Origin of the sequence: Couchioplanes caeruleus, assembly GCF_023499255.1 — a bacterium.
GTDB classification, from domain to species: domain Bacteria; phylum Actinomycetota; class Actinomycetes; order Mycobacteriales; family Micromonosporaceae; genus Actinoplanes; species Actinoplanes caeruleus_A.
The window spans coordinates 2,136,688-2,162,028 of sequence record NZ_CP092183.1; the positions used below are offsets into that span (position 1 = coordinate 2,136,688).

Genomic DNA, 25,341 nt, shown 5'->3' on the forward strand with positions numbered 1-25,341 from the left:
GTCCTCGATGACATCCATGGCCCCGCACTCCTCCTGCTCAGACCGCACGGCTGATCGTGGCGGCCGGGTCCCCGTACGCGGTGTACGCCAGCCAGGTGGGATCGCCCGGGTCCACGATCGCCTGCCGGGCCCGCAGCGATGCCGTGCCCAGGCCCGCGCCGGCCGTGAGCTCGCCGTAGAACGCCTCGGCGAAACCGGCGGCCCGGGCGCTGCCGACCGGCCAGAGCGTGCCGACGAACGCGCCCGCGCCGGCCAGCATGAACTGGCTCGCCCAGCCCATCATCCGGGTGTACTCCGGTGCCACGCCGGCGCTGCGGCAGGCGTTGACGAAGACCAGGGGACGCCGGTCCGCGAACCGCCGCCGCTGCACCGCGCTGTTGAGCATGAGCGGCACGAACGCGCCGCCCTCCATGGCGATCGCGGACCCGCCCTGCTGCAACGAGAAGGCGTTGTGGCAGGCGAAGTGCAGCAGCCCCACGTCCGGCCCGTCCAGCACCGCCATGAGGTCGTCCAGGTCCGTCACGTACGCCGGTTCTGCGCCGTCCGCGCCGCCGCCGAGGATGCGGTGCACCGCCACGGCCTCCTCGCGGGCGTTGGCCGGCGAGCGCCCGGGCACGATGTAGCGCGCGTGGCCGACGGACGACGTCTGTGCGGACAGCGTCCCGAACACCCGCCGCAGCACCGGGAACTGCTCGACGAGGAAGCCGTGGTCCTCGGTGCGGGTGAGCGGGTACAGCAGCTCCCAGGGCATCCTGTCGTCGGCGCAGGCGATCGTGAACGTGCCGATCTCCCCGCGCAGCTCCCAGAACGCGTCCTTGATCGGGCCGGGGACCATGTCCTGCCACAGGCCCACGCCGGTCTCCTGCACCCAGCGCCGCGCGGCGGCGGGGCCGTACGCCGCCTGCCCGCCCGCGAACCGGCGCAGCATGTCGACGGTCCGCTCCACCGCCTGCCCGGGCGCGTCGGTCAGGGACCGGGCCACGATCTGCTCCGACCAGTAGCGGCTCGACGCGATCTGGAACGAGTAGCGGCTGCCGTCGAAGCTCACCTGCAGGGTCACGTCGCCCGGCCGGACGACCGGCTCGGCCATGGGGGCGCGGCGGTGCTGCGTACGCTCCTCGACCGCGGAGGGCTCGGCGGAGATCTCCAGCGTCAGCTCGGCCAGCGCGGTGCCGCCGATCCACGCCGACAGGTCGAGCCGCAGCAGGCCCACCTCGTGCGCGCGCAGGCCGAACCGCACCGGCGCCGAGCCGGCGGCCGGGGGGACGCGTGCGGTGCGGCGGGGAGGCCGGCCCACGGCTCGTCCACCGAGATGCGCACCACCAGGCTGAACTCCTGGCCCACCCGGACGCTCGTCGGCAGCTCCGCGGTGAGGAACCGTTCGAGGTCGTCGACGGGCGGCGGCGACGATCGGACGCCGCCACCGTGCACGGTGCCCGGCCACCAGAGCTCTTCCCGTTCGCGCGCCTTGACGCTCCCGTGCTGTGCCCCGGGGAGTTCTTCCCACCGCGGCGCCAAGTCCTCTTCGTCCGGCGTGAGTCCGGGTTGTTGCCGTGGTCCGACGGAGAAGACGGTGATGCCCTCGGGCAGGCGTACCTCGTCGCGCGGTCCCGGCCCGGCCGCCCGCGCCGTGAGGAAGGCCCGGATGACCGGCTCGGGGTCGTTCACGAGGTTGCGGACCACGGCGAGCGGATCGTGCACCCGGAACCCGACCTCCACCGGCAGCAGCGGATCGTCATCGGCGGCGACGACGATCCGGTGGTCGGTCGTGTCCACGTCGTACCGCATGCGGTAGGGGAAGAAGAGCTGTTCGAAGAAGGTGAGCGTCCGCCCGCCCAGCGAGAAGAACTCACCGGAATCGGTGGCGTAGACGACGTGGACGCCGGGCCCGGGCGGGGGACGGACCGGGGACACCCGGCGCACCGGCTCGACGCGGAGGATCAACCGCAAGGCGTCTCACCCATCCCGCCATTATGGACCCGGGGCGGCCGTCGTGGCCGCCCCGGGATCCGTCACGGGGTCCAGCGCAGGTACGGGTTCACGTGCCCGGTCCAGTCGAAGGTCGCCATGTTGTCCCAGCCGTCGCCCGTGCCGTTGATGTTCGCCGGGTCCCAGCCGTTGCCCTTCACCGCGTACCAGGTGGGTTCCCAGTAGAAGACGCCGATGGCGCCGGCGTTGCGGGCGGTGTTCTGCACCCAGGCGAACTCCTGGGCCTGGCCCTGCCAGGTGGCCGGGATGTTGTCGCACAGCACGGTGCCGGGGATGGAGTTCTTCTCGCTGTCGGCGTCCGCGGTGGTGAACTGGTACGCCGTCTCCGCGATCACCACCGGCTTGCCGTAGCGGGCGCGCACGTCGGTGATCACGTTGTACAGGTTCGCCAGCGTGCCGTGCCACATGCAGTAGTACGACAGGGCCGTGACGTCCCACTGCACGCCCTGGGCGCGGATGCCGTCGTAGAACCAGTGCGCGTTCGCCGTGCTGTCCGCGTCCGCGGTGTGGATCATCACCTGGGTGCCGGCGTTGCACGCCTTGGTCGCGGCGTACCCCTGCTTGAGCAGGCTCGCCAGCGGCGCGAAGTCGTTGTTCGTGACCCGCCCCTCGGGCCACAGCATGCCCACGTTGATCTCGTTGCCGATCTGCACGCTGTCGGGCGTGGTGCCCTGCGCCTTCAGGCCGGTGCACACGTCGTACGTGTAGCTGTAGACGTCCCGTTGCAGCTGGGCGAGCGTGTGCGACGACCATGCGCCCGGCTTGAACTGCTTGCCCGGGTCGGCCCACGTGTCGGAGTAGTGGAAGTCGACGAGCAGCTTGAGTCCCTTGGCCTTCAGCGCCCTGGCCTGCTGCAGCACCTTCGCCTTGTTGTTGTAGCCGCTGGCCGGGTTGTTCCAGACCCGCAGCCGGGCGTAGTTCAGCCCGGCCGACCTCAGGATGTCGATGGGGTCGCGGGCGGTGCCGGCCGCGTCGTAGTACTTCGCGCCCCGGTCGAGGCTGCGCTGCAGCGACGAGACGTCGGCGCCGAGCATGGACAGGGTGGTGGCCGCGGTGGCCGGGGCGGGGACGGTGAGGCCGAGGGCGGCCGTCGCGAGGACGGCGACGACGGCCCGGAGGTACCTCTGCATGGCGGTTCCTTTCCGGTAGGGAGCGAGAAAGGGTGGTGCCGTGGGGAGAGGGTGGTGGAGCCGGTACAGGGTCTTCAGGCGGGTGAGGACTCGCGGAGCACCAGCGACGTGGGCACCGTGATCGACAGCGGCGTACGCCCGGCGACGAGCTCGCCGAGCAGCCGGACCATCTCCTCGCTGATGCGGTCGAGCGGGTTGCGGACCGAGCTGAGCGGCGGGTGCAGCGTGGCCGCCAGACCCGAGTCGTCGAAGCCGACGAGGCGCACGTCGCCCGGCACGTCCCGGCCCGCCTCGCGCAGCACCGGCAGCGTGCCGGCGGCCATGGCGTCCGAGGCGGCGAAGACCGCGTCGAGGTCGGGGACCCGGCGCAGCAGCTCGCGCATCCCCGCGGCGCCGCTCTCGTGGCTCCAGTCGCCGTGCACGATCGCCGCCTCGTCGACCGGCAGGCCGTGCGCGGTGAGCGCGTCGGCGTACCCGCGGAGACGCTCGACGCCGCCCGAGGTGTCCTGCGGGCCGGCGAGGTGGGCGATCCGCCGGCAGCCGGCGGCGAGCAGGTGCTCGACCGCCGAGCGCGCGCCGGCCCACTCGTCGGCCGCCACCGAGCTGATCGTCGTCTCGTGGCCGAGCACCTTGCCGCACGCCACGATCGGGACCTCGGCGCGCACGAGCTGGCTCAGCAGCGGGTCCCCCGAGTGCGGCGAGACCAGCAGCACCCCGTCGACGTGACCGCCGCTGAGGTAGGTGACCGCCCGGCCACGTTCCTCCGGCGTCGCGGCGATCATCAGGATCAGCGTGAGCTCGCGCGCCGACAGGGCCTGCGCCACGCCGCGCAGCAGGACCGCGAAGTTCGGGTCCTCGAAGAGCAGGTGCTGCGGCTCGGTGAGCAGGAACGCGATCGACCCGGACCGGCCGGTCGCCAGCGAGCGGGCGTGCGGGTTCGCGGTGTAGCCGGTGCGCGTGATGGCGTCGCGGACCGCCCGGACGGACTCGGGGCTGACCCACTCCCGGCCGTTGAGGACGCGGGAGACGGTGGCGTAAGAGACCCCGGCCTCGCGCGCCACGTCGCGGATGGTGGGCCGCTTGCGCCCCGTACCGGGCGAGGTCGGCACGCTAGGGATCATAGTCGCGTCCATGCCGGCCTCACGCCTTGACCGCGCCCGCGGCCAGGTCGACCTGCCAGTAGCGCTGCAGGCTGAGGAAGAGCGCCACCAGCGGCAGCACGGAGAGCAACGCACCGGTGACGACCGAGGTGTACATGGCCGGCTGGGTCGCGCCCTGGTTGAGCAGCCCGCTCAGGCCCACGGTGACCGGGAACAGCCGGTCGTCGCCGAGCATGATGTACGGCAGCATGAAGTTGTTCCAGATCGCCACGAACTGGAACAGGAACACGGTGACCAGCCCCGGGCGCATCATCGGCAGGGCCACCCGGGCGAACGCGTGCCAGTCGCCCGCGCCGTCCATCCGCGCGGCCTCGAGCACCTCGCCGGGCACGGCCGCGGCGGCGAAGATCCGGCAGAGATAGATCCCGTACGGGCTGATCATGCTGGGTAGCAGCACGGCCCAGTACGTGTTCGTCATGCCGGCCTTCGCCAGCAGCAGGTACTGCGGGACGGCGAGGATGACGCCGGGCACCAGCACGCCGGCGAGGATCAGGTTGAAGACCACGGACTTGCCGGGGAAGGCGTACTTGGCGAGGGCGAAGCCGGCCATCGCGGAGACGAAGGCCGAGGCCAGCGCGCCGACGCCGGCGTACAGGGCCGTGTTGGCCATCCAGCGCCAGTAGAGGCCGCCGCGGTAGTCGCTGAGCGAAGCGACGTTGTCGAAGAAGTGCGTGCTGGGCGACAGGGTGAAGGTCGAGAACAGCTCCCCGGCGCTCTTGGTGGAGGCGATCACCACCCACAGCACCGGCAGCAGGCAGTACGCCGCGCCCAGCAGCAACAGCGCGGTGGCGGCCGGGCTGCGGCGGTTCCGCCGCTCGACGGGTACGGCCACGGCGGTGGCGACGGCCATGGTCAGTCCTCCTGCCGGAAGGCGCGCGAGCCGACGAGCTTGAGGAAGCCGAAGGACAGCGCGAACGTCGCGACGGCGATGACCACCGAGGTGGCCGCCGCGGCGTGGATGTCGTTACGGATGAAGGCGTCGCGGTAGACCATCATCAGCGGCGTCCACGTCGCGGAGATGGTGTTCGCCAGCGGCCGCAGGGTCATCGGCTCGGCGAAGACCTGCAGGGTGGCGATGAGCGAGAAGACGAACGTCATGATCAGCGACGGCAGGATGACCGGGATCTTGATGCGCAGCGCGATCTGCACGTCGGAGGCGCCGTCGATGCGGGCCGCCTCGGACAACTCCCCGGGGATCGTCCGCAGCGCCGTGTAGAGCACGATCATGTTGAAGCCCATGCCACCCCAGATGGCGATGTTGGCGACGGCGTAGAGCACCCACGACGAGGAGAACACGTTGGGTGCGCTGAGCCCGGCGCTGTTCAGCACGTCGGCGATCGGACTGATCCGGGGCAGGTAGAGGAAGCCCCACAGCAGCGAGGCGATCACCGCGGGGACCGCGTACGGCAGGAAGATCGCGGTGCGGGCGAACCCGCCCGCCCGGCTGCGGCCCCCGTCGATCAGCAGCGCCATGAGCAGCGCCCCGCCGAGCATCAGCGGGACCACGATCAGCCCGTAGAGCGCGATGCGGCCGACGCTGGGCAGGAACTCGGAGTCGGTGAGCACGCGGGTGTAGTTGCTCAGCCCGGCCCACTGCTCGACCCGCGAGCTTCGGCCGAGCCCCAGCCCGGAGATCTTCACCCGGCGCACGCTGAGGTAGCCGGCATAGACCACCGGCGCCCCGAGGAACGCGGTGAAGAGCATCAGGGCCGGGGCGAGGAAGGCGTACGGGGTCCCGGAGCGCCGGCGGCCGCGGCCCGGGCGGTCCGCCGCAGTGGTGACGGCGGACCTCTCGGCGGCGGGGGTCACCGCGGGCAGCGTGGTCACCCGGCGACCTTGAACCCGGCGGTCTTCATGTCGCTGACCGTGGTGCTCTGCATGGTGGCCAGCGCGCCGGTGAAAGCGGCGCTCTGCTTCGCCTCCGCGGCCTTGCCGAACGCGTCGTTGTACGCGCTGTACGCGACGTTGACGTTCGGCCCGTACGTGAACGGGTTGCTGACCTTCCCGGCCTCGGCGGCGATCGCGTAGAAGTCCTTCTGATCGGCGAAGAACGCGGGCGGCGAGGTCAGCGCGGTGCTGGTCGCGTCGGTGGCGGCGGGGTAGATGTTCGCCGTGCCGGCCAGCGCCTTGAGCGCGGCGGGGTCGGTGTTGAGCCACGTGATGAACTCGACGGCCTGCTTCTTGTGCTTGCTCTGGGTGGTGACGCTGGTGGCCGAGCCGCCCCAGTTGCCGCCGGCCGGCTTGGCCGGGTCCCACTGGGGGAGCGCGGCGACCTTCCACCTGCCCTTGGTGGAGGCGGCGTTGCCCTCCAGCACGCCGGGGGCCCAGACCGCGCTGAGCCAGCCGACCTGGGTGCCGTCGTTGAGCGCTGCGTTCCAGTCCGGCGTGTACATCGGGGTGTTCGCGATGACGCCCTCCTGCACGAGGCCACCCCAGTAGCCGGCGACCTTCTGCGTCGCGGCGTCGTTGATGTTCACGGTCCACGAGTCGCCCTGCACGCCCCACCAGGAGGCGCCGGCCTGCTGGGCGAGGCCCGCGAACCAGCCCGGGTCGTTGGCGGAGAACGTGCCGAGGTACTGCTTGCGGTTCGCCGAGTGGATCTTGCGGGCGGCGTCGGCGTACTGGTCCCAGGTGGCCGGCGGGGAGATCTGGAGCTTTCCGAACACGTCGGCGCGGTAGTAGAACATCATCGGGCCGGAGTCCTGCGGGATCCCGTACACGGACTCGGAGCCCAGGGTGACCGCGTTCCAGGCGGAATCGGGGAACTTCGCCTTGAGCGTGCCGGCCTCGCCGGCGACGTCGGCGATCGCGTCGGCCGAGACCAGCGTCGGGATCTTCTGGTACTCGGCCTGCATGACGTCGGGGGCGCCGCTGCCGGCCTTGATCGCGGTGAGCAGCTTGGTGACCGCCGGGTCGCCGCCGTCCTGCTTGTTGACGGTGACGTGGATGTCGGGGTGGCCGGCGTTCCAGCCCTCGACCACCTTGTCCATGTTCGGCGCCCAGCTCCAGTAGGTGAGCTCGACCTTGCCGCCGCCGGTGGTCCCGCCGCTGTCGTCGTCGCTGCCGCTGCAGCCGGCGGCCAGGAGCAGAAGGGCTGCGGCGAGCGCGCCGCCGATGGCTTTCCTCATGGATCCTCCTCGATCGGCAGGCGTGCCGTCCCTGTGACCGGTTACAGTGATACTCGTTTACGCGCGTGTCAAGACCTTGCTTCTACGCTGTTAACACCGTGTAGGGTGCGAACAATTCGCCTGTGACCGGTTACAGACATCTGCGCAAAGGGGGTCGCGTTGCCGACCGATCACCCACCCCTCGCCGTGCGCCACCGGCCCTGGGCCGCGCCGCTGCGCCGGCCCCGGATGAGCAACGCGGAGGACGTACGGCCCGGCCTGGAGCTGACCAGCCGTCACCTCACCCGCGACGGGGTGCCGCTCATCCCGGTCTCCGGCGAGCTGCACTACAGCCGGGTGCCACGGGCGCGCTGGGCGCACCGGCTGCGGCAGATGCGCGCCGGGGGCGTGACGGTGGTCAGCTCGTACGTCTTCTGGCTGCACCACGTCGAGCACCGCGACGAGCCCCGTTTCGACGGCAACCTCGACGTGGCCGCGTTCGTCGACCTGGCACAGGAGGCCGGCCTCGACGTGATGCTGCGGATCGGGCCGTGGTGCCACGGCGAGACCCGCAACGGCGGCTCCCCCGACTGGGTCCAGCAGGCGCCGGTGCGGCACCGCACGGACGACCCGGCGTACCTCGACATGGTCCGCGACTGGTACGGCCAGCTCGCCATCGCGCTCGGCGGCCGCTGCCGCGCGGACGGGCCGGTCCTGGCCCTCCAGCTGGAGAACGAGCTGTACGAGCAGCCCGGGCACCTCGTCACGCTCAAGCGGCTGGCCCGCGAGGCCGGGATGACCGCGCCGCTGTGGGTGGCGACCGCGTGGGGCAGCGCCGACCTGCCCGCCGAGGAGGTCCTGCCCCTGTACGGCGGCTACGGCGACGGCTTCTGGGTCGACGCCGACGCGCCCTGGGACCCGACGTTCCGCGACCACTTCTTCTTCTCGCACACCTGGGACGACCCGGGCATCGGCGCCGACGTCCGCCGCTACCAGCATGCGGGACACACCGCCGTGCCGCCGCGCAGCCCGTCCACGCTGTTCCCGCCCGCGACCTGCGAGCTCGGCGGCGGCATGGGCACGGCGTACCACCGGCGGCCCCGGCCCGCGGCGCTCGACATCGCCGCCGCCGCGCACTGCAAGATCGGCAACGGCTCCGCCTGGCAGGGCTACTACATGTACGCCGGCGGCACCAACCCGCCCGGCGACCACGGCATGCAGGAGTCGCACGCCACCGGCTACCCCAACGACCTGCCCCGCCTCGGGTACGACTTCCACGCCCCCATCGGCGAGGCCGGCACCCTGCAGCCCAGCCACGCCGAGCTGCGCCGCCAGCACGCCTTCCTCGCCGCGTTCGGCGCCACGCTGGCCGAGATGCCGTCGACGCTGCCCTCGTCGCGACCGTCCGGAGTAGAGGATGCCGAGACCCTGCGGTGGGCGCTGCGCTCCGACGGCGACAGCGGCTTCCTGTTCCTCGCCTGGCACCAGCCGCACGTGCCGCTGGCCACGTACCGCGGGGCCCGGTTCCGCGTGGAGCTCGACGGTTCCTCGCTCCTGCTGCCGTCCCGGCCGGTCGACATCCCGCCCGGAACCCTGGCCCGGTGGCCGCTGCGGTTCACCGCGGGTGGCGTACGGCTGAACTGGGCCACCGCCTCGGCGCTGACCCTGCTGCCGGGTGCCGTGCCGACCCTCGTGCTGACCGCCGAGCCCGGCATCGACGCGGAACTCGCGCTGGACGGTGGCGAGGTGCTGACCCTCACCCCCGCCCGCACCCCGGTACGCCTGACCGCCGGCGACGGCGCGCTCGACGTGCTGCTGCTCGACCCGGCGGCCGCCCGGACGGCGTGGGTCTGCGAGGACGGCGGCCGGCGCCTCCTGCTCTGCGCCGACGAGCTCTCGTGGGGACCGGACGGGCGGGTCACGGCCCGCGGCGACGTGCCTTCGGTGCAGGCGTACGACCCGGCCGCCCGCGCGTTCGCCGACCTCCCGATGGACCCTGCGGGGCCCGCGCCGGCCGCGTCCGGTGACGCGGGGATCGAGCTGCTCCGGGCCGCCGACACCGCCGTGCCCGTCTCGTACGGCAAGCACGACGGCCGCCCCTCCGCGCCCGCCCCCGAGACGTTCTCCTCGCTGGCCGCAGTGCACCGGCTGACCCTGCCCGGCTGGGCCGGCGAGGACGGGCTCGACGTGCTGCTCGACATCGCGTGGGGTGGTGACGTGGCGGAGCTGCGGATCGACGGGCGTACGGCCACCGACCGGTTCTGGGACGGCTCTGCCTGGACCGTCGACCTGCGCGACGCCGGGTACCGGCCCGGCGCCGAGGTCACGGTCCACATCCTCCCGCTCGCGGGCGGTTCGACGGTCCACCTGCCGCCTGACGCCCGCGACCGGCTCCTCGCCGCGGACGGGCAGCTGGTCGCCCTCGACCGCGTACGCGTGGTCGGACTGCGGACGTGGCGGGAGCGGAAGCGCTCATGACCGCTCGCCTTGCACCTCATCGCGACGCTCGGCCGGCCGAGTCGTGCGATGCGGTGGCCGGGCCGAGCCGGGCCGCTCGGTGCGGGGCGGTGGCGGGGCCGGGTCGTTCGGTGCCGGGCGGTGGCGAGGCCGGGTCGCTCGGTGCCGGGCGGTGGCTGCGCCGGGTCGTTCCGTGCGGGGCGGTGGCGGGGCCGGGTAGCGGTAGGGTCGGTGGGTGGAGATGCTTGCCGAGGAGACGCTCGCGGCGATCGGCCGCATGACGGTGGCCGCGACCGACCTGGAGCATCTGCTCGCCTGGGTGGGCGCGGACCGGTCCGGCGGCAACCCCGACCCGGTCTTCGCGGTGCCCGGCGAGCCGCTGCGCGCGGCCCGCGGCGCGGTCGAGTTCGCCGCGCCGGCGCATCGTGAGGAGCTGATCCGCTACGTCGAGGCGGCCGGCACCCAGCTCGCCCTCAGCCAGGCGGCGCTGCGGGCCCTCTGGAAGCAGAACGCCCGCCGCGACCCCGCCACGTTCGACGAGATCGCCGCCCGCCTGGTCCGCCTCCGCGGCATGCTCGGCGAGCTCGTCCAGAGCCACCTGCAGGCCCACGGATGACCGTCACCATCAAACGAGCGCACGAGGAGCCGTCCACAGAGGACGGTTACCGCGTCCTGGTGGACCGCCTCTGGCCGCGCGGCATCTCCAAGGACCGCGCCCACCTCGACCAGTGGCTGAAGGACGTCGCCCCCAGCACCGAACTGCGCCGGTGGTTCCACGCGGACGAGGGAAGCTTCGACGAATTCGCCGCCCGCTACCGCGACGAACTGACGACCAACCCCGCGGTGGACCAGCTCCGCGACATCCTCGCGGCCCACCCGGTCGTCACATTGGTGTACGCAGCCAAGACGCCGCACGACCGCAGCCACGCCGCCGTGCTCGCCGCTTACCTGGGGCTCACGCCGTCCGTCTGAGCGCGGCTGTGCTCGCTTCGTGCTCGGGGCTCACGCCGTCCGTTTGAGCGCGGCTGTGCTCGCTGTGTGCCGTCCGTCTGAGCGCCGCCTTGCTCGCTTCGTGCTCGGGGCTCACGCCGCCCGCTTGAGCGCCGTTGTGCTCACTGCGTGCCTGAAGCTCACGCCGCCCGCTTGAGCAGGCAGAACTCGTTGTCCTCCGGGTCGGCGAGCACGGTCAGCGTGTCGGTCTCCCACAGGAACCGGGCGCCCAGCCCGGTCAGCCGCTCGAGCTCCGCGGCGGGATCGTCGGCGGCCACGTCGAGGTGGACCCGATTCTTCACGGTCTTCGCCTCGGGCACCTTCGTGAACCACAACCGAGGACCGCCACCGGCCCCGGGCAGCACGAGAACGGTCGGATCATCCTCGGGATCCTCGACCCCCTGGGCCCGCAACCGCTCCAGATCCTCCGCCGTGTACGGCGCGATCGCATAATCCTCGAGCACCGCCACCCAGAACCGGGCCAGCGGAGCGGGCCGAGCACAATCCACGACAATGTCCTTGATCCGCGCCATGCCGCCGAGCGTAATGCCGCCCCCGTCGCCCCGCTGACCGCTGGCCCCGCTGCCCGCGCAGAGCCCGCTGACCGCCGTCGCCGCCGCCCGCGCAGAGCTCGCTGCCCGCGCAGAGCTCGCTGCCCGCGCAGAGCTCGCTGCCCGCGCACAGCCCGCTGCCCGCGCACAGCCCGCTGCCCGCGCAGAGTCCGCCCGCAAAGAGCCCGCCGCGGCACGCCACACCAGGAGACCAGGCCGCCGCGCCGTTGGCCGGGCGCGCTGCTGAGTCCGGCGCGGGTTGTGGTGTCCCCTCCGCGCGCGGGCCGGCCGACGCGTCGCGCTACCTGACGTGCGCCGTGCCCGTCTCGTTACCCATGGCCCGGCCGGGCTTGGTGCGGCTTGGCTGTCTCGCCCGGCGTGGCTCGGCCGATGTGGTTGTGCCGTCTCGTTCCGCGGGCCCGGTCGGGCTTTGTGCGGCCTGGCTGTCGCGGCCGATGTGGTTGTGTCGTCTTGTTCCGCGGGGCCGGTCGGGCTTGGTGCGGCCTGGCCGTCGCGGCCGGGAGGGGGCGGCCGGTGTTACGCCGCGCGGCTCTCGTCGGGGTCTGCTGGGAAGGGTACGAGGGTGCGGCCGGGCCGGGCGTCCGCGTGGGGGAAGACCCAGCGGCGGAAGGCCCACAGGCGGAAGGCCATGGCGAGCAGCGTGCCCAGGATGATGCCGGCCACGAAGTCGCTGACCTCCTGCGACAGCCGGCTCACGTCCGGTACGCGCAGGTCGAGGGCGTAGCGGGCGATCCACATCGGGATGTCGTTGACCACGATGCCGACCGCGCTGATGCCGAAGAACAGGATCGCCTCGTGGTGGCGTTGGCGGCCGCCCCGGGTCTTGAAGGACCATTCGCGGTTGAGGACGTACGAGACGCCGGTTGCGACCATCGTGGCGATGGTGAGCGCCGCGATGGGCTTCTCGTGCAGCACGGTCAGCTTGAGCGCGTAGTTCACCACGACCGTGATGACGAAGCACGTGCCGCCCACCACCAGGAACTTGAGCACCTCGCGGTGGCGTACCAGGTAGCGGCGGGCCGGGCCGGGCAGCACGGCGAGCAGGCGTCCGACGATCCGGCCGTAGCGCCCCGCGGCGGCGGTTCCGTCTGTCATCCGCGGGACTTTAGCGGTGGCCGCACCCGCCCCGCTGCCCGCCGAAGCGTGATCTCCGCCGCTCACCCCGGCGGGATCGGCAGAGGCTCAGCCCATCACCCACCCGTACAGCCGCTCCACCCGCAAGCTCAGCACCAGCCGGCCGTCGGCCACCATCGCGCGCCGGTATTCGGCCCAGTCCGGGTGCTCCTTGCCGCCGACCAGCCGGTAGACCTCGATGAGCTCCTCCACCGTGGCGTCGTGCTCGTCGGCGGAGGGCGGGGAGAGGGTGGCCGTCGCCTCGGCCACGGCGTAGCCGCCGCCCGGGGCTTCCACGCGGAGCGTGGCGCGGGGGTCGCGGCGGAGGTTGTGGACTTTGGCGAGGCTGGACCGGGTCGAGGCGCGCAGCACGCGGGTGGCCGGGTCGGCGGTGTAGTTGATGTCGGAGAGCTGGGGGCGGCCGTCGCGTTTGATGGTGGCCAGCGTGCACAGGTTGGCCGCGGCGATGACGGCCCAGAGGTTCTCGGACATGGTGAGAACAGTAGAGCGCCGCGGGCCCCTCGTGGGGGTCCGCGGCGCTCGGTGATCAGATCGTCAGATTCGTGCGCACTGGGCCAGGCGGGCGCCCGTACCCGTGGTGGCGAGGCCGTTGTTGACCGGCGCCGGCTGGTTGCCGGTGCAGGTCAGCGGGCCGTTGACCGTGTCGGCCGCGACGACCGTGGCGGTACGGTTGTTCAGCAGCGTGACCGCCCCCTTGATGGTCGACGCCTCCAGCAGCACCGGACCCGAGCCGGTCACCGTGACCGGGCCGTTGACCGTGGCGTGCAGCAGCGACACCGTGCCGGCGCCGGTCGCCGTGACCGCCGCTCGCAGGGTTGCCCCGGAGACGTAGAGCGACGCGCCCTTGGAGACCGTCACCAGGCCGGTCACCGTGGCGCCCTCCGTGATGCAGGTGACGCCCGACTTGACCGACACCGCGCCGACCACCTTGTCGGCGATCGTCGTGGTGCAGGCCGGCGCCGGCCTGCCCAGCAGCTCGACCTCGGCCAGCGTGGTGCTGGTCTCGCCGGTGTTGGCGGTGACGTCGAGCTTGTACGACGTGTACCGGCCCGGCTTGGCGATCTTGAACGGCCGGGTCTGCAGGCGCCAGTCGAAGGTCTGGTCGCTGCGCTCGTCGATGGTCGTCCAGGTGGTGCCGTCGTACGAGCCGGAGAGCTTCCACGCCTTGGGGTCGCCGGCCACCGCACCCGAGGTCAGGGTGTAGTAGTCGGCCTGCTGACCGCCGCCGGTGAAGTCCCACTGCCACGACGGCGTCGCGGAGGCGAAGACCGCACGGGTGTTCGACGTGTCGTCCACCAGGGCCGGCTCCGACGCCGTGCCCTTGCCGGGGCCGGTGAGGTCGCGCAGCGGGCTCGGCACCGCGTCACCTTCGGTGATCGACGGCGGCGCCGCGTCGTCGCCCGTACCCCAGGTGGACGGTTCCGGGCCCATGGCGAAGTCCAGAACCGCGCCGTTCGCGAGCAGGGAGTGCGGCAGGGAGGTCGACGTGTACGCCTTCCCGTTCACCTTCAGCGACTGCACGTACACGTTCTTGGCGCTGTTGTCCGGGGCGTTGACCACGATCTTCTTGCCGCCGGGCAGGTTGATCGTGGCCTTGGTGAAGAGCGGCGACCCGATCGCGTACGCCGGGCTGCCCATCTGCAGCGGGTAGAAGCCCAGCGCGCTGAAGATGTACCAGGCGCTCATCTCGCCGTTGTCCTCGTCGCCCGGGTAGCCCTGGCCGATCTCGCTGCCCAGGTAGAGCCGGGACAGCGCCTCGCGGACGATCTTCTGTGCCTTGGCGGGCTCGCCGGCGTAGTCGTACATGTAGGGGATGTGGTGCGACGGCTGGTTGCTGAAGCCCCACTGGCCCATGCGGACGTCGCGCGCCTCGAGCATCTCGTGGATCGTGCCGCCGTACGAGCCGGGGAAGGTGGCCGTCTCGGGCGTCGAGAAGAACTTGTCGAGCTTGTCCGCGAGCTTGTTCTTGCCGCCGTACAGGTTGGCGAGGCCCTGGCCGTCCTGCGGTACGTGGAACGCCATGTTCCAGCCGTCGGTCTCGGTGTAGTCGTAGCCCCAGACCCGCGGGTCGTAGCTCGACGGCGAGTTGCGCCAGGTGCCGCTGCTGTCCTTGCCCTGGAAGAAGTTCACGTTCGGGTCGAACATGTTGACGTAGTTCTGGGCCCGGTTGCGGAAGTACTCGGCCTGTTCGGCGTACTCGCCGGCCTTGGGGCCGCCCTTCTTCGCCAGCGCCGCGGCCATGTTGGCGATGCCGAAGTCGTTGATGTAGCCGTCCATGGCCCAGGACATGGCCTCGCCGGTGACGTCGAGCGGCGTGTAGCCCTTGAAGATCGACGTCGCCAGGCCCTTGCGGCCCACGTTCTGGTTCGGCGGCGTCACGGTCGCGTTCTTGATCGCCGCCTGGTAGGCGGCCTCGGCGTCGATGCCGGGCACACCCTTGAGGTACGCGTCGGCGAACGCGACGTCGGAGCTGGTGCCGACCATCAGGTTGGCGTAGCCGGGGGAGGACCACCGGGAGATCCAGCCGCCGTCGCGGTACTGCTGGACGAAGCCGTCGACCATCTCGCCGGCGGACTCCGGGGTCAGCAGCGAGTACGCCGGCCACGTGGTGCGGTACGTGTCCCAGAAGCCGTTGTTGACGTACACCTTGCCGTCCTTGACCGGCGCGCCCGTCTCCGTGGGTGAGCTGGCCGGGCTGGTGACCGCCGACTGCACGGTGTGCTTCCAGACCGGCGCCGCAGCGGTGCCGGTGTTCTCGTAGCCGGAGTTCGGGTAGAGGAACAGCCGGTACATGTTCGAGTAGAGCGTGACGAGCTGGTCCTCGGTCGCGCCCTCGACCTCGACGGTCTTCAGCTTGGCGTCCCAGGCGGCCTGCGCCCGGTCGCGGATCTGCGCGACGGTGGCGTCCGCCGCGACCTCCAGGTCGAGGTTGTGCTTGGCCTGCTCGACGCTGATCAGCGAGGTGGCGATGCGCATCGTCACCGTCTTGTCCTGCGCGGTGTCGAACGTGACGTAGCCGGTCGACGGGCGGTTGCCGGTGGGCAGCATGCCGCTCGCGGTGATCGGGGCGTCGACCGTCGCGTACATGAACATGCGGGTGTAGCCGGCGGAGAGGCTGCCGCTGTTCACGTCGGACCAGCCGGAGACCGCGCGGTTCGCGGCGTCGATCGTCAGGCCCGAGCGGTTGTCCACGTTGTCGAAGATGAGGTTCGAGCTGTCCCCGGTGAACGTGAACTGGAACAGGGCCGCGTGGTCGGTCGGCGCGAACTCCGTCTTGAGCCCGTTGTCGAAGGTGACGCCGTAGTAGTACGGCTTCGCGACCTCGTTCTCGTGGCCGAAGGCGAGCGCCCGGTTGGTGCGGTTGGCGTCCGGCGTACCGGTGGCGGCCGACGGCATGACCTGGAACGTCTGGCGGTCACCCATCCACGGGCTGGGCTCGTGGCTGGCGGCGAACGCCTGCAGGGTCGGCCGGTTCGCGGCGTTGTTCTGGCGGTGGTACTCGTACAGCCAGTTGACGGAGCCGGCGTTGGTCATCGGCGTCCAGAAGTTGAAGCCGTGCGGCACCGCGGTGGCCGGGTAGTTGTTGCCGCGGGAGAAGTCGCCCGAGGACTGCGTGCCGCGGCGGGTCTCGGCGTACTCCGAGAGGTGGGCGCGGGGCTGCGCGGGCGGGACCTCGCGGACGGCGATGTCGTCGTACCACGCCCGGAAGCTCGTGGGACCGTCCGGCTTGTCGTACCCGATCAGGATCTTGTCGATGGTCTTGCCCTCGGCGACCTTGCCGATCCGGCTGGTGCGCTTGTTCCACTGGGCGGTGTAGAGCGTCTTGGACGCGCCCTGCGCGGCCGGGCTGACGACCACGCCGTGCTGGTCGACGGCCTTCAGGTCCGACAGGTACGTCCCGTCGGTGAACGCCAGGTCGACGGCCGTGTACGTGGCCGGGTTGCTCAGGTCCTCGCGGTTGAACTCGGGTAGCACCAGGTACGACAGCTCGGTGTCGGCGGTGACCGCCACGTCCACGTCGAAGACCTTGTTGTACGAGTAGCCGCGCCCCTCGGCGGTGTGCCGCCCGGCGATCTGGAACGCCTTGACCCCGGTGTAGCCCACGCCGGCCTTGGCGGTCGGGGAGCTCGCGGGCCCGTTGCCGGGCCGGCTCTGCATCGGGCCGGCCGGCGGCGCCCCGGTGTTGTCGTCGGCGAGCTCGAGGTCGGCGAGCTGGGTGAGGTTGCCCGACGGGTGGCCGGTGATGCTCAGGCGGTAGATCGGGAACGAGCCCGGGTTCGCCACCGTGTACGTCTTCGTCTGGAAGCGCTCGTCGAACGTCTGGCCGGTCCGCGTGTCCACGGTCGTCCAGGTGGTGCCGTTCGCCGAGCCCTCCAGGGTCCAGTCCCGCGGGTCCCGCTCCGGCGCGTCGTTGGCGGAGGTCAGCGCGTACTTCACGACGGTGGCCGGGGCGTCCAGCGTGTACTGCGCCCAGCTGGTCGGCGTGTCGACCAGCCACTTGGTCGCCGCGTCGCCGTCGTTGAGGTTGTTCACGCCCTCGTTGGGGTTGGGCTGGGCGTTCGCGGCGATCGCGGTGACGTGATCGCGCAGGCTGCCCGGCATGCCGACGGCGACCGAGCCGTCGACGCCGCTGCTGCGGTCGCCGTCCACGGTGTCGGTCCAGGTGGGCTGCGGGTCGTCGGTCTCGAAGGACGACGCGAACGAGGTCGCCGCCGCCGCGTGCGCGGCGCCGCCGCCGGCGACCGCTGCGGCCGCGGCCACGAGACTGACGGATAACAGGGCTGCGCCCCATCGTGGCCGGTGCATGCCGTCTCCTTGCAAGGCTGAGGGGAAGGGCTGACGGAAACATCCGCGACACATCGTCACGTGTCCCTACATCGATACGCAAGGGTTGGACCGCACACGATCGCCCATGATTGACATCGATGTCAGCTTGACGCCCTGAACCCCTTGCCCGGGTCCGTCAGCTAGGCATATGGTCGAACGGCCGGACCCTGGACGCGATCACGAACGCGATGATCGATGTTGGATCGTGTGCGGTTATCGCCGCGCGCCGAGGGGCCCGGCCAGCGCCGCGAGGCGACGATCCCGTCGCGGCTCACGGCGCACGGAAGGCTACCCGGCCAGCCCTTCCTCGTACGCGACGATGACCAGCTGGACCCGGTCCCGGACGCCGAGCTTGGAGATCGCCCGGGTGATGTGGGTCTTCGCCGTGAGCGGGCTGATCACCAGCCGGCGGGCGATGTCCTCGTTGGACAGCCCGGCGGCCACCAGCGCCACCACCTCCCGCTCGCGCGCCGTCAGCACCTCGAGGCGCCGCCCGCCCGGCGCGGCCGCGGGCCGGTGCGCGAACTGCGTGACGACCCGGCGCGTGACGCTCGGCGAGAGCAGCGCCTCCCCGGCCGCCACGACCCGGACGGCGTGCCGCAGCCCTTCCGGGTCCACCTCCTTGGTGAGGAAGCCGCTCGCGCCGGCCGCCAGCGCGGCGAACACGTACTCGTCGGTCTCGAACGTGGTGAGGATGACGATCCGGCACTCCGGGGCCTCGGCCAGGATGCGCCGGGTCGCCTCGATGCCGTCGAGGCCGGGCATGCGGATGTCCATCAGGACGACGTCCGGGCGTACGGCGCGGGCCGTGCGGACCGCCTCGTCGCCGGTCGACGCCTCGCCGACGACCTCGATGCCCCGGTCGCGCTTGAGCAGGCTGCGGAACCCGGCCCGGACGAGGTGCTGGTCGTCGGCGAGCAGGACGGAGATCGTCACGGCGCCAGCGGGATGGTCGCGTGGACGGTGAAGCCGCCCGCCGCTCCGGGTCCCGCCGTCAGCGCGCCGCCCAGCGCCGCGACCCGCTCGCGCATCCCCATGATCCCGCGCCCCTCCGTCACCGGCCCGCCGCCGCCGTCGTCCGTGATGTCCGCGACGACCGTGTCCGCCCCGTAGTCCAGCGTCACGGTGGCGGAGGCCGCCCGGGCGTGCCGCACGGTGTTCGTCAGTGACTCCTGCACGACGCGGTACACCGCCGTCGCCACGGGGGCGGGCACGGCCGTCCGCTCGCCGCGCTCGACGAGGCGTACCGGCACTCCGGCAGACCGTACCCGCTCGGCGAGGTCGTCGAGGCCCTCCAGGCCGTGCGCCGGCTCGCCGCCCTCGAAGCGCAGCACGTCCACGAGCGCCCGGAGGTCGCTCATCGCGCGGCCACGGACGTCCTGGGCCAGCCGTACCGCGTCGCGCGCCTCCGTCGGGTCCTCCTCGAACGCGTCCAGGGCCACGTTGAGATGCACCCCCACCACGGCCAGGGTGTGCGAGACCACGTCGTGCAGGTCGCGCGCGATGTCGACGCGCTCCTCGGCCCGGCGCCGCCGGGCCTCGAGCTCCCGCTGCTCCAGCGTCTGCCGAAGCCGCGCGGCGACCTCGTCCTGCCAGCGCCGGGTGCTCCGGTACGCCTGCGTCAGCGCGAGCGCCGCGGCCAGCCACAGCGCCTCGGCGCCGACCCGGCCGATCGTGGCGTCGAAGGTGCCCAGCTGCACGACGTAGTCCCAGACGAAGCCGTACCAGACGGTGAGGGCGCCGGCGACGATCGCCGTACGGATCCGCCCGGCGAGCACGTTCGCCGCGAACGCCGCGGTGGCCGGCCACACCCAGCCGGCGCCGATCAGGTCGGCCGAACGCCACGCCACCACCGTGCCCAGCGACACGATCAGGACCGTCGCGGGCCACCGGCGCAGCAGCAGGGTCAGAACCGCCAGGTAGAGGGCCAGCGACCAGGTCAGCACGGGGTCCACGGTGCCGCCGGTCAGCGCCAGGCCGGCCGGTACGCCGACGAACGTGAGGCCGGCGGCCGTCCACAGCAGAGAAGTGCGCATGCGTCTCACCTCCCGATGAGGGTCTCATTGATGCCGCCGACGCTATGGCCGTACGCGGGCGGGCCGCGTCGTCCGGCCGCGGTCTCCGCGACGGACGCCATCCGGGTACGCCCTACTCCGATCGATGTACCTCTAGGGTGGGCGGGTGATCGCATCGCGACCCGGGCTCTCCGACGCCGAGTTCGACGCGGTGGAGCGGGAGTTCGGCTTCTCGTTCGCCGACGACCACCGCGCGTTCCTCGCCGCCGCGCTGCCCGTGGGCCGAGGCTGGCCGGACTGGCGCGACGGTGACCGGGCCGAGCTGCGCGACCGCCTCGCGATGCCGGTCGAGGGCGTGCTCTTCGACGTGGCGGAGAACGGATTCTGGTACGGCGCCTGGGGCCCGCAACCGCCGGAGGCCACCGGCGCGGTGACCGTGGCACGCCGCTTCCTGATGACCGTGCCCCGCCTGATCCCCGTGTACTCGCACCGCTATCTGCCCGCGGGCCGGGGCACGTCCGGTCATCCCGTGCTGTCCGTCATGCAGACCGACGTCGTCGCGTACGGCGCCGACCTCGACGACTACCTCCGGCGCGAGTTCGGCGGTGGCGAGGCCGGCCCGGTGCAGGGTGCCCGGCCCACCGTGGCGTTCTGGAAAGACCTTCTCTAGGTCAGCGCCGCCACGAGCGCGTCGACGAGCGGGGCCAGCCCGACCTCCTCGGGCACGTGGTCGGGGTTGACCTCGGTGACCGTCATCCCGGCGAACTGCGGGCTGGCGACCAGCACCGACAGCGTCTCGACCATCTCCTGCAGCGTCAGGCCCTGCGGCTCCGGCACGTCGGCGAACGGCGCCTGGGCGAACGCGAGCACGTCCACGTCGAAGTGGACGACGAAGTGCGTCGCGGCGGCCTCCGCGGCGAACCTGGCGCGGGCTGCCGCCTTGGCCGGCCCGGTGTGGACCTCGCCGGCCGGCACGTACCCCAGCCGCAGCCGCTCCACCAGGTCCCGCTCCGGGTCGCCGGCCGGCAGGTCGAAGCCGTACGTGACCACGCGCTCCGGGGTGATCGACGCGACCGACGCGACCGTGGGGTCGCACCCGGGCAGGCCGAGCAGGTGGGACAGGCCCATCGCGTCGAGGTTGCCGTGCGGGCGCGTCTCCGGTGTGTAGAGGTCCGGCCCGCCGTCGATGTAGATCAGTGCGGCGCCGGGGGTGGCTGCGACCAGGCCGAGCGTGACGGTGCAGTCGCCGCCGAGGACCAGCGGCATGCCGGGCGCCGTCGCGGCTGCCCGGGCCACGTCCGTGGCGACCCTGGCCACAGCGGTCGCGTTCTGGGCGTTGGGCCGGCTCAGGTCCGGGCGCCAGCGGTACCCCGTGACGTCACCGAGGTCCTGCACGGCGACGCCCCGGCCGTCCAAGGCGGTGAGCAGGCCGGCGGCGCGCAGTGCGGCCGGGGCGCGCTCGACGCCCGGCGTGTGCGCCCCCGCGCTGGACGGGGCACCGATCACGCTCCAGCGAAGAACCATGCCGCCCATGCTGCCACGACGCCGGTCCGCCGGGCGGGCTGCGGAGATCGCTCGAATCCCGCCGAAGCCGATGGTTTCGGGCACGGCGCCGTAGGGCGTGGCCGACATCGATGTCATACTTTCGTCCTCCATCGCTTGGACGAATTCGTCCTCGCACCGCTGGAAGAATCCGCCGCCTGTGAGATTCGGAGCGTTATGACCGCATCCCGGTCCGCCGACGGAGCCGTCGACGTGGCGGCCCTGCGCCGCCCCACGCTGACGCAGGTGGCCGCGCTGGCCGGCGTCAGCCTGAAGACGGCGTCGCGGGCGCTCAACGACGAACCGAACGTCGCCGAGGCCACCGGCCGCCGCGTGCGCGAGGCCGCGGACCTGCTCGGATACCGGCTCAACGGGATCGCACGCGAGCTGCGCCGGGGCGCGACCTCGGCGCTCGTCGGCCTGATCAGCGGCGACCTGACCAACCCGTTCTACTCGGCCGTCGCCAGCGGCATCGAGCGCGAGCTGCGCCAGCACGGGCTGCAGCTCGTCACCGCCAACAACGACGAGGACGCCGAGCTCGAACGGGCGCTGGTGGACGCGTTCCTCGAGCGACGGGTCCGCGCGCTGCTCGTCGTGCCCAGCGGCGAGGGCCACGAATACCTCGCCATCGAGGGCAACCGCGGCGTGCCGTTCGTGTTCCTCGACCGCCCGCCGGACGGCCTCGAGGCGGACGCGGTGCTCATCGACAACGTCGGCGGCGCCCGGGCGGCGGGGGAGCACCTGATCGCGGCCGGTCACCGGCGCATCGCCCTTGTCGCCGACCTGGCCCGGATGGCACCCCAGCGCGGCCGCATCGACGGGTTCGTCCAGGCGATGGAGGCCGCGGGCAACGACGGCTGGCGGCCGTACCTGCGCACGGACGTGCACGACGTGCACCGCGCCGAGCGGACCGTCCGGGAGCTGCTGGAGCTGGAACCGGCGCCCACGGCCCTGTTCACCACGAACAACCGGCTGACCACCGGGGCGCTGCGGGCGCTGCGCGGGCACCCGCAACCGCCCGCACTGATCGGCTTCGACGACTTCGACCTCGCCGACGTCATCGGGGCGACGGTGGTCGCGCACGACTCGGTCGCCATGGGGCGCGAGGCGGCCCGGCTGGCGCATCAGCGGATCAGCGGCTTCTCCGGGCCGGCCCGTACGGTCACCATCTCCACCTCCGTGATCGCCCGGGGGAGCGGGGAGCGGGCGCCCGCCTCGTGACATGGCGCGCGCCCCGGCCCGAGCTGCCCTAAAGTCCTTGGCGTGACGCTGGAGATCGAGGGGTCGCCGCTGGCGCCCCGGCCGGTGGCGTACCGGACGGCGGAGGACATCCGCGAGGACCGGCTGGCGGCCGCACGCCGGACGGAAGCGGCGCTGCACGTCCTCCTCGTCACGCTCGTCTGGCTCGTCGTGGTGCCGTTCCTGCTCGGCTGGGGTCTGCTCGGCACGCAGCGGGAGGCCGGCACGCTCGCCCTCGCCGCCCTGCTCGCCGTGGTGCTGCCGTTCACCGCGGCGGTGATCGCCACCCGCAGCCGGCTGTACTTCACCGGTGGGGTGTACGTGGTGCTGACCCTGGTGATGATGCTTCCCGCGGTCAGCATCGTGCGGGCAGGATGAGCCCATGGCGGCGGAGAAGGAAGAACGCGACGGCGTACCCCTGACCAACCTGGACCAGGAGCTCTTCCCCGGCGCCGGGGCGACCAAGCGCGATCTCGTCGACTACCTCGACGCCGTTCGCGACAGCATCGTCCCGGTCCTGCGCGACCGCCCGCTCTCCGTGGTACGGGTGCTGCGCGGTCAGGACAAGTTCATGCAGAAGAACCTGCCGAAGTACACGCCCGACTGGGTGCCCCGCACGAAGGTGTGGGCCGAGGCGTCGCACCGCGAGGTCCTGTACGCCCTCTGCAACGACCGTCGCACCCTGCTGTGGTTCGCCAACCAGCGCGCGGTCGAATACCACCCGACGCTGATGACGGTCGCCGACGTGCACCACCCGACCCACCTCATCATGGACCTCGACCCGCCGGAGGGCGGCGCCTTCGGACTGGCGGTGGCCGCCGCCCGGCTGGTCCGGCGGGCGCTCGCCGACGCGGGCCTGGACGGCGCGGTCAAGACCAGCGGCTCCAAGGGGCTGCACGTCTTCGTCCCGCTCGACGGCGCCGCGACCGAGGACGTGGCGGCGGCGACCCGGGCGGTGGCCGCCCGCGCCGAACGGCTCGACCCGGAGCTGGCCACGACGGCGTTCATCCGCGAGGACCGGCACGGCAAGGTGTTCCTCGACGCGACCCGCTCCGGCGGTGCCAGCGTGGTCGCGGCGTACAGCCCCCGGGTGCGGCCCGGCGTGCCGGTGTCGTTCCCGCTGTCCTGGGACGACCTCGACGACGTGACACCGGCGGACTTCACCGTGCACACCGCGCCCGCCCTGCTGGCCGGCCGGGACCCGTGGGCGGCCGGCATGCCCGCACCGCAGAAGCTCGACGCCGGGCTGGTGGCGGAGGGCCACACCATCCCCGTGGCCCGGGTGGCGGCGATGCACGAGGGCAAGCGGCGGGCCCGGGCCCGGCGCGCCGAGGGCTGAGCGAGGTCACCCCGCGAGTGCGACCTCCGATCGGGAGGCCGGCAGGTCGCGGCGGCCCCGGAACGGGCCGAAGAGCACGATCAGGCCGCTGAGGGCGTACTCGACGGAGAGCATGACCAGGGCCGCGCGGGTGCCGAAGGCCGCCGCGGCCGCGCCGCCCAGCACGGCACCCACCGGGATCGCGCCGTAGTTCACGAACTGCATGCAGGTCAGGATCCGGCCGAACATCGCGGGCGGACAGTACGCCTGGCGGAAGCTGCCGGAGATCACGTTCCCGGCCACCGCGCCGGCCGACACCCCGGCCATCCCGGCGACGAACAGCAGCAGCCCCGGCCCCGGGGTGGCCCACGGCACCAGCAGCGACGTGACACCGGCGGCGCTCTTGCAGGCGACGAGGGCGCGGGCGCCGCCGACCCGGCGGACCAGCAGCGGGGTCAGGCTCGCCGCGGCGACGCCGCCCACGCCGGCGACCGCCAGCAGCAGACCCACCGCGGCGGTGCCGACCCGCACGTCGCGGATCAGGAAGACCACGAGCAGCGCGTTCATGCCGGTCAGCGCCAGGTTGGCCGCGGCGCCGTGGACCATCAGATTCCGCAGGTACGGATCCCGCAGCAGCCACCGGGCCCCCGCGGCGATGTCGGCGCGGATGCCCCGCCGCTCGACCACCGCGGGCCGGCGTTCCGGCCGGCGGATGCGCCACACGCAGGCCGCGGACACCAGGAAGCTCAGCCCGTCCACGACCAGCCCGGCGGCGGCGCTGACCGCGGCGATCAGGACGCCGCCCACGGCGGGCCCGGCGACCTGGGTGCCCGACTCGGTGCCGTACAGCACGGAGTTCGCGGTGACGAGGTCGGCGTCGTCGAACATCGCCGGCAGGTACGCCGTCCAGGCCACCGAGAAGAACACGGTGGCGACCCCGAGCGCCATCGCGACGATCAGCAACTGCGCCATCGTGAGCACGCCCAGCCACGCGGCCACCGGGACGCTGAGCACCACCACCGCGGCCACCACGTCGGCGGCGAGCATCACCGGCCGGCGGGCGACCCGGTCCATCCAGGCGCCGGCGGGCAGCCCGACCAGCAGCCACGGCAGCCACGCGACGGCGGTGAGCAGGCTGACCAGGAAGGCGCCGGCGTCGAGCACCCGTACGGCGATCAGCGGGGTGGCGACCCCGGCGACGGAGGTGCCGAGCTGGCTGACGGTCGTGCCCGCCCACAACCGGCGGAACGCGCCGTCGCGCAGAACGCCGCGGGCGGTCACGGCCGCGCCGGGAAGCCGCGGCTGAACACGAAGACCGGCTCCCGTTCCGGGTCCTCGGGCCGGTCCCGGAAGCGGTCGATGACCTGCTGCAGCTCCCGGCCCAGCTCGGCCAGCTCCGCCGGGCTGAGCCGCAGGAAGCCGTCGGTGGAGAACGCGCTGTCCACCCACTCCCCGTCCCGGGACGCCGGGCTGCCCAGCCACGACGCGGTGAGCTCGACCTGCCGCTGCAGTCCCAGCGCCTCAGCCGCGTCGGCGGCGGCGAGGTCGGCCGCGTCCCCGGTGAAGTCGGCGACGTTCCAGCTGATGCTCCGGTCCGGCATGCGCCACCAGTGCTCCTTGCGGTTGCGCGCGAGCTCCGGGGCCTCCTCGATGAGGCCGGCCTCGGCCAGCACCCGCAGGTGGTGGCTGACGTTGGCGACCGCCTGGCCGGTGACGCGTGCGAGCACGCTCGGCATGGCCGGCCCGTCGACGCGGAGCACGTCCAGGAGCCGGCGCCGGACCGGATGAGCGACCGCCTTCAGCACGGCGGCGTCCTTGATCTGTGCCATGCGACCACCCTGCCATGGTAAAGGGCTGTTGC

At 72.6% G+C, this 25,341-nt stretch carries 23 protein-coding genes; 7 read left to right on the forward strand and 16 right to left on the reverse strand.

Annotation, left to right across the window (positions count from 1 at the left end; genetic code table 11):
* Nucleotides 1-37: 37 nt before the first annotated feature.
* From COUCH_RS10100 to COUCH_RS10130, 7 genes are all read right to left on the reverse strand, one after another.
* Nucleotides 38-1,240 carry a CHAT domain-containing protein gene (locus COUCH_RS10100; protein WP_249611803.1) on the reverse strand — a complete coding sequence of 401 codons (1,203 nt, stop codon included), beginning with the start codon at nt 1,238-1,240 and terminating at the stop codon, nt 38-40.
* Complete coding sequence (locus COUCH_RS10105) at nt 1,153-1,950, reverse strand: hypothetical protein (protein WP_249611804.1); 798 nt, start codon at nt 1,948-1,950, stop codon at nt 1,153-1,155. Before COUCH_RS10105 ends, COUCH_RS10100 begins: the two co-directional genes overlap by 88 nt.
* A gap of 62 nt (nt 1,951-2,012) precedes the next feature.
* Complete coding sequence (locus COUCH_RS10110) at nt 2,013-3,119, reverse strand: glycoside hydrolase family 53 protein (protein ID WP_249611805.1); 1,107 nt, start codon at nt 3,117-3,119, stop codon at nt 2,013-2,015.
* Between the two features lie 74 nt (nt 3,120-3,193).
* Nucleotides 3,194-4,228 (reverse strand): LacI family DNA-binding transcriptional regulator, encoded by a 1,035-nt coding sequence (locus COUCH_RS10115; RefSeq protein ID WP_249611806.1) that lies wholly within the window; start codon nt 4,226-4,228, stop codon nt 3,194-3,196.
* A 31-nt stretch (nt 4,229-4,259) separates the two neighbouring features.
* The gene (locus COUCH_RS10120) at nt 4,260-5,129 is read right to left on the reverse strand and encodes a carbohydrate ABC transporter permease (RefSeq protein ID WP_249611807.1); all 870 of its coding nucleotides are present in this window, start codon (nt 5,127-5,129) and stop codon (nt 4,260-4,262) included.
* 2 nt (nt 5,130-5,131) lie between these two features.
* Complete coding sequence (locus tag COUCH_RS10125; protein ID WP_249611808.1) at nt 5,132-6,106, reverse strand: carbohydrate ABC transporter permease; 975 nt, start codon at nt 6,104-6,106, stop codon at nt 5,132-5,134.
* Nucleotides 6,103-7,407 carry an extracellular solute-binding protein gene (locus tag COUCH_RS10130; protein ID WP_249611809.1) on the reverse strand — a complete coding sequence of 435 codons (1,305 nt, stop codon included), beginning with the start codon at nt 7,405-7,407 and terminating at the stop codon, nt 6,103-6,105. The genes COUCH_RS10125 and COUCH_RS10130 overlap by 4 nt, the downstream gene beginning before the upstream one ends.
* Nucleotides 7,408-7,566: 159 nt before the next feature.
* Here COUCH_RS10130 and COUCH_RS10135 point away from each other — a divergent pair, with 159 nt between their 5' ends.
* The 3 genes from COUCH_RS10135 to COUCH_RS10145 all read left to right on the forward strand — a co-directional run bounded on the left by COUCH_RS10135 (nt 7,567) and on the right by COUCH_RS10145 (nt 10,815).
* Nucleotides 7,567-9,864 carry a beta-galactosidase gene (locus COUCH_RS10135; RefSeq protein ID WP_249611810.1) on the forward strand — a complete coding sequence of 766 codons (2,298 nt, stop codon included), beginning with the start codon at nt 7,567-7,569 and terminating at the stop codon, nt 9,862-9,864.
* A 214-nt stretch (nt 9,865-10,078) separates the two neighbouring features.
* Nucleotides 10,079-10,459: a hypothetical protein gene (locus tag COUCH_RS10140; RefSeq protein WP_249611811.1), complete on the forward strand. Its 381-nt coding sequence runs from the start codon at nt 10,079-10,081 to the stop codon at nt 10,457-10,459.
* The gene (locus tag COUCH_RS10145) at nt 10,456-10,815 is read left to right on the forward strand and encodes a DUF488 domain-containing protein (RefSeq protein ID WP_249611812.1); all 360 of its coding nucleotides are present in this window, start codon (nt 10,456-10,458) and stop codon (nt 10,813-10,815) included. The genes COUCH_RS10140 and COUCH_RS10145 overlap by 4 nt, the downstream gene beginning before the upstream one ends.
* Nucleotides 10,816-10,973: 158 nt before the next feature.
* On the opposite strand, the gene COUCH_RS10150 is transcribed toward COUCH_RS10145, so the two are convergent.
* From COUCH_RS10150 to COUCH_RS10175, 6 genes are all read right to left on the reverse strand, one after another.
* Complete coding sequence (locus COUCH_RS10150; RefSeq protein ID WP_249611813.1) at nt 10,974-11,366, reverse strand: VOC family protein; 393 nt, start codon at nt 11,364-11,366, stop codon at nt 10,974-10,976.
* A gap of 555 nt (nt 11,367-11,921) precedes the next feature.
* On the reverse strand, nt 11,922-12,500 hold the full coding sequence (locus COUCH_RS10155; RefSeq protein WP_249611814.1) for a GtrA family protein: 579 nt from the start codon (nt 12,498-12,500) through the stop codon (nt 11,922-11,924).
* Between the two features lie 87 nt (nt 12,501-12,587).
* The gene (locus COUCH_RS10160; RefSeq protein ID WP_249611815.1) at nt 12,588-13,010 is read right to left on the reverse strand and encodes a PPOX class F420-dependent oxidoreductase; all 423 of its coding nucleotides are present in this window, start codon (nt 13,008-13,010) and stop codon (nt 12,588-12,590) included.
* Between the two features lie 63 nt (nt 13,011-13,073).
* A complete protein-coding gene (locus COUCH_RS10165; protein ID WP_430640969.1) occupies nt 13,074-17,300 on the reverse strand; it encodes a GH92 family glycosyl hydrolase in 4,227 nt (1,408 codons plus the stop codon).
* Between the two features lie 354 nt (nt 17,301-17,654).
* Nucleotides 17,655-18,302 (reverse strand): response regulator transcription factor, encoded by a 648-nt coding sequence (locus COUCH_RS10170; protein WP_249611817.1) that lies wholly within the window; start codon nt 18,300-18,302, stop codon nt 17,655-17,657.
* The gene (locus COUCH_RS10175) at nt 18,299-19,402 is read right to left on the reverse strand and encodes a sensor histidine kinase (RefSeq protein WP_249611818.1); all 1,104 of its coding nucleotides are present in this window, start codon (nt 19,400-19,402) and stop codon (nt 18,299-18,301) included. The genes COUCH_RS10170 and COUCH_RS10175 overlap by 4 nt, the downstream gene beginning before the upstream one ends.
* A 145-nt stretch (nt 19,403-19,547) precedes the next feature.
* Here COUCH_RS10175 and COUCH_RS10180 point away from each other — a divergent pair, with 145 nt between their 5' ends.
* Complete coding sequence (locus COUCH_RS10180) at nt 19,548-20,051, forward strand: hypothetical protein (protein ID WP_249611819.1); 504 nt, start codon at nt 19,548-19,550, stop codon at nt 20,049-20,051.
* On the opposite strand, the gene COUCH_RS10185 is transcribed toward COUCH_RS10180, so the two are convergent.
* Nucleotides 20,048-21,013: an arginase family protein gene (locus tag COUCH_RS10185; protein ID WP_249611820.1), complete on the reverse strand. Its 966-nt coding sequence runs from the start codon at nt 21,011-21,013 to the stop codon at nt 20,048-20,050. The two genes, COUCH_RS10180 and COUCH_RS10185, sit on opposite strands and share 4 nt — an antisense overlap.
* A gap of 87 nt (nt 21,014-21,100) precedes the next feature.
* Here COUCH_RS10185 and COUCH_RS10190 point away from each other — a divergent pair, with 87 nt between their 5' ends.
* From COUCH_RS10190 to ligD, 3 genes are read left to right on the forward strand one after another with little or no spacing between them, the layout of a single operon-like run.
* Nucleotides 21,101-22,144: a LacI family DNA-binding transcriptional regulator gene (locus tag COUCH_RS10190; protein ID WP_249611821.1), complete on the forward strand. Its 1,044-nt coding sequence runs from the start codon at nt 21,101-21,103 to the stop codon at nt 22,142-22,144.
* Nucleotides 22,145-22,186: 42 nt separating this feature from the next.
* Nucleotides 22,187-22,540, forward strand: coding sequence for a hypothetical protein (locus COUCH_RS10195; RefSeq protein ID WP_249611822.1), 354 nt, complete (start codon nt 22,187-22,189; stop codon nt 22,538-22,540).
* A 4-nt stretch (nt 22,541-22,544) separates the two neighbouring features.
* On the forward strand, nt 22,545-23,501 hold the full coding sequence (gene ligD / locus COUCH_RS10200) for a non-homologous end-joining DNA ligase (protein ID WP_249611823.1): 957 nt from the start codon (nt 22,545-22,547) through the stop codon (nt 23,499-23,501).
* 6 nt (nt 23,502-23,507) lie between these two features.
* On the opposite strand, the gene COUCH_RS10205 is transcribed toward ligD, so the two are convergent.
* Together COUCH_RS10205 and COUCH_RS10210 are read right to left on the reverse strand one after the other, a co-directional pair.
* Nucleotides 23,508-24,761 (reverse strand): MFS transporter, encoded by a 1,254-nt coding sequence (locus COUCH_RS10205; protein ID WP_249611824.1) that lies wholly within the window; start codon nt 24,759-24,761, stop codon nt 23,508-23,510.
* Nucleotides 24,758-25,309, reverse strand: a complete 552-nt coding sequence (locus tag COUCH_RS10210; RefSeq protein WP_249611825.1) for a winged helix-turn-helix domain-containing protein — start codon at nt 25,307-25,309, stop codon at nt 24,758-24,760. The genes COUCH_RS10205 and COUCH_RS10210 overlap by 4 nt, the downstream gene beginning before the upstream one ends.
* Between the last annotated feature and the right edge of the window lie 32 nt (nt 25,310-25,341).

Coding starts and splice junctions, on each gene's coding strand:
- COUCH_RS10185 (WP_249611820.1), bottom strand. CDS start 21,013: ATGTCGGCCACGCCCTACGGCGCCGTGCCCGAAACCATCGGCTTCGGC.
- COUCH_RS10150 (WP_249611813.1), bottom strand. CDS start 11,366: ATGGCGCGGATCAAGGACATTGTCGTGGATTGTGCTCGGCCCGCTCCG.
- COUCH_RS10110 (WP_249611805.1), bottom strand. CDS start 3,119: ATGCAGAGGTACCTCCGGGCCGTCGTCGCCGTCCTCGCGACGGCCGCC.
- COUCH_RS10145 (WP_249611812.1), top strand. CDS start 10,456: ATGACCGTCACCATCAAACGAGCGCACGAGGAGCCGTCCACAGAGGAC.
- COUCH_RS10160 (WP_249611815.1), bottom strand. CDS start 13,010: ATGTCCGAGAACCTCTGGGCCGTCATCGCCGCGGCCAACCTGTGCACG.
- COUCH_RS10155 (WP_249611814.1), bottom strand. CDS start 12,500: ATGACAGACGGAACCGCCGCCGCGGGGCGCTACGGCCGGATCGTCGGA.
- COUCH_RS10130 (WP_249611809.1), bottom strand. CDS start 7,407: ATGAGGAAAGCCATCGGCGGCGCGCTCGCCGCAGCCCTTCTGCTCCTG.
- COUCH_RS10190 (WP_249611821.1), top strand. CDS start 21,101: ATGACCGCATCCCGGTCCGCCGACGGAGCCGTCGACGTGGCGGCCCTG.
- COUCH_RS10210 (WP_249611825.1), bottom strand. CDS start 25,309: ATGGCACAGATCAAGGACGCCGCCGTGCTGAAGGCGGTCGCTCATCCG.
- COUCH_RS10120 (WP_249611807.1), bottom strand. CDS start 5,129: ATGGCCGTCGCCACCGCCGTGGCCGTACCCGTCGAGCGGCGGAACCGC.
- ligD (WP_249611823.1), top strand. CDS start 22,545: ATGGCGGCGGAGAAGGAAGAACGCGACGGCGTACCCCTGACCAACCTG.
- COUCH_RS10175 (WP_249611818.1), bottom strand. CDS start 19,402: ATGCGCACTTCTCTGCTGTGGACGGCCGCCGGCCTCACGTTCGTCGGC.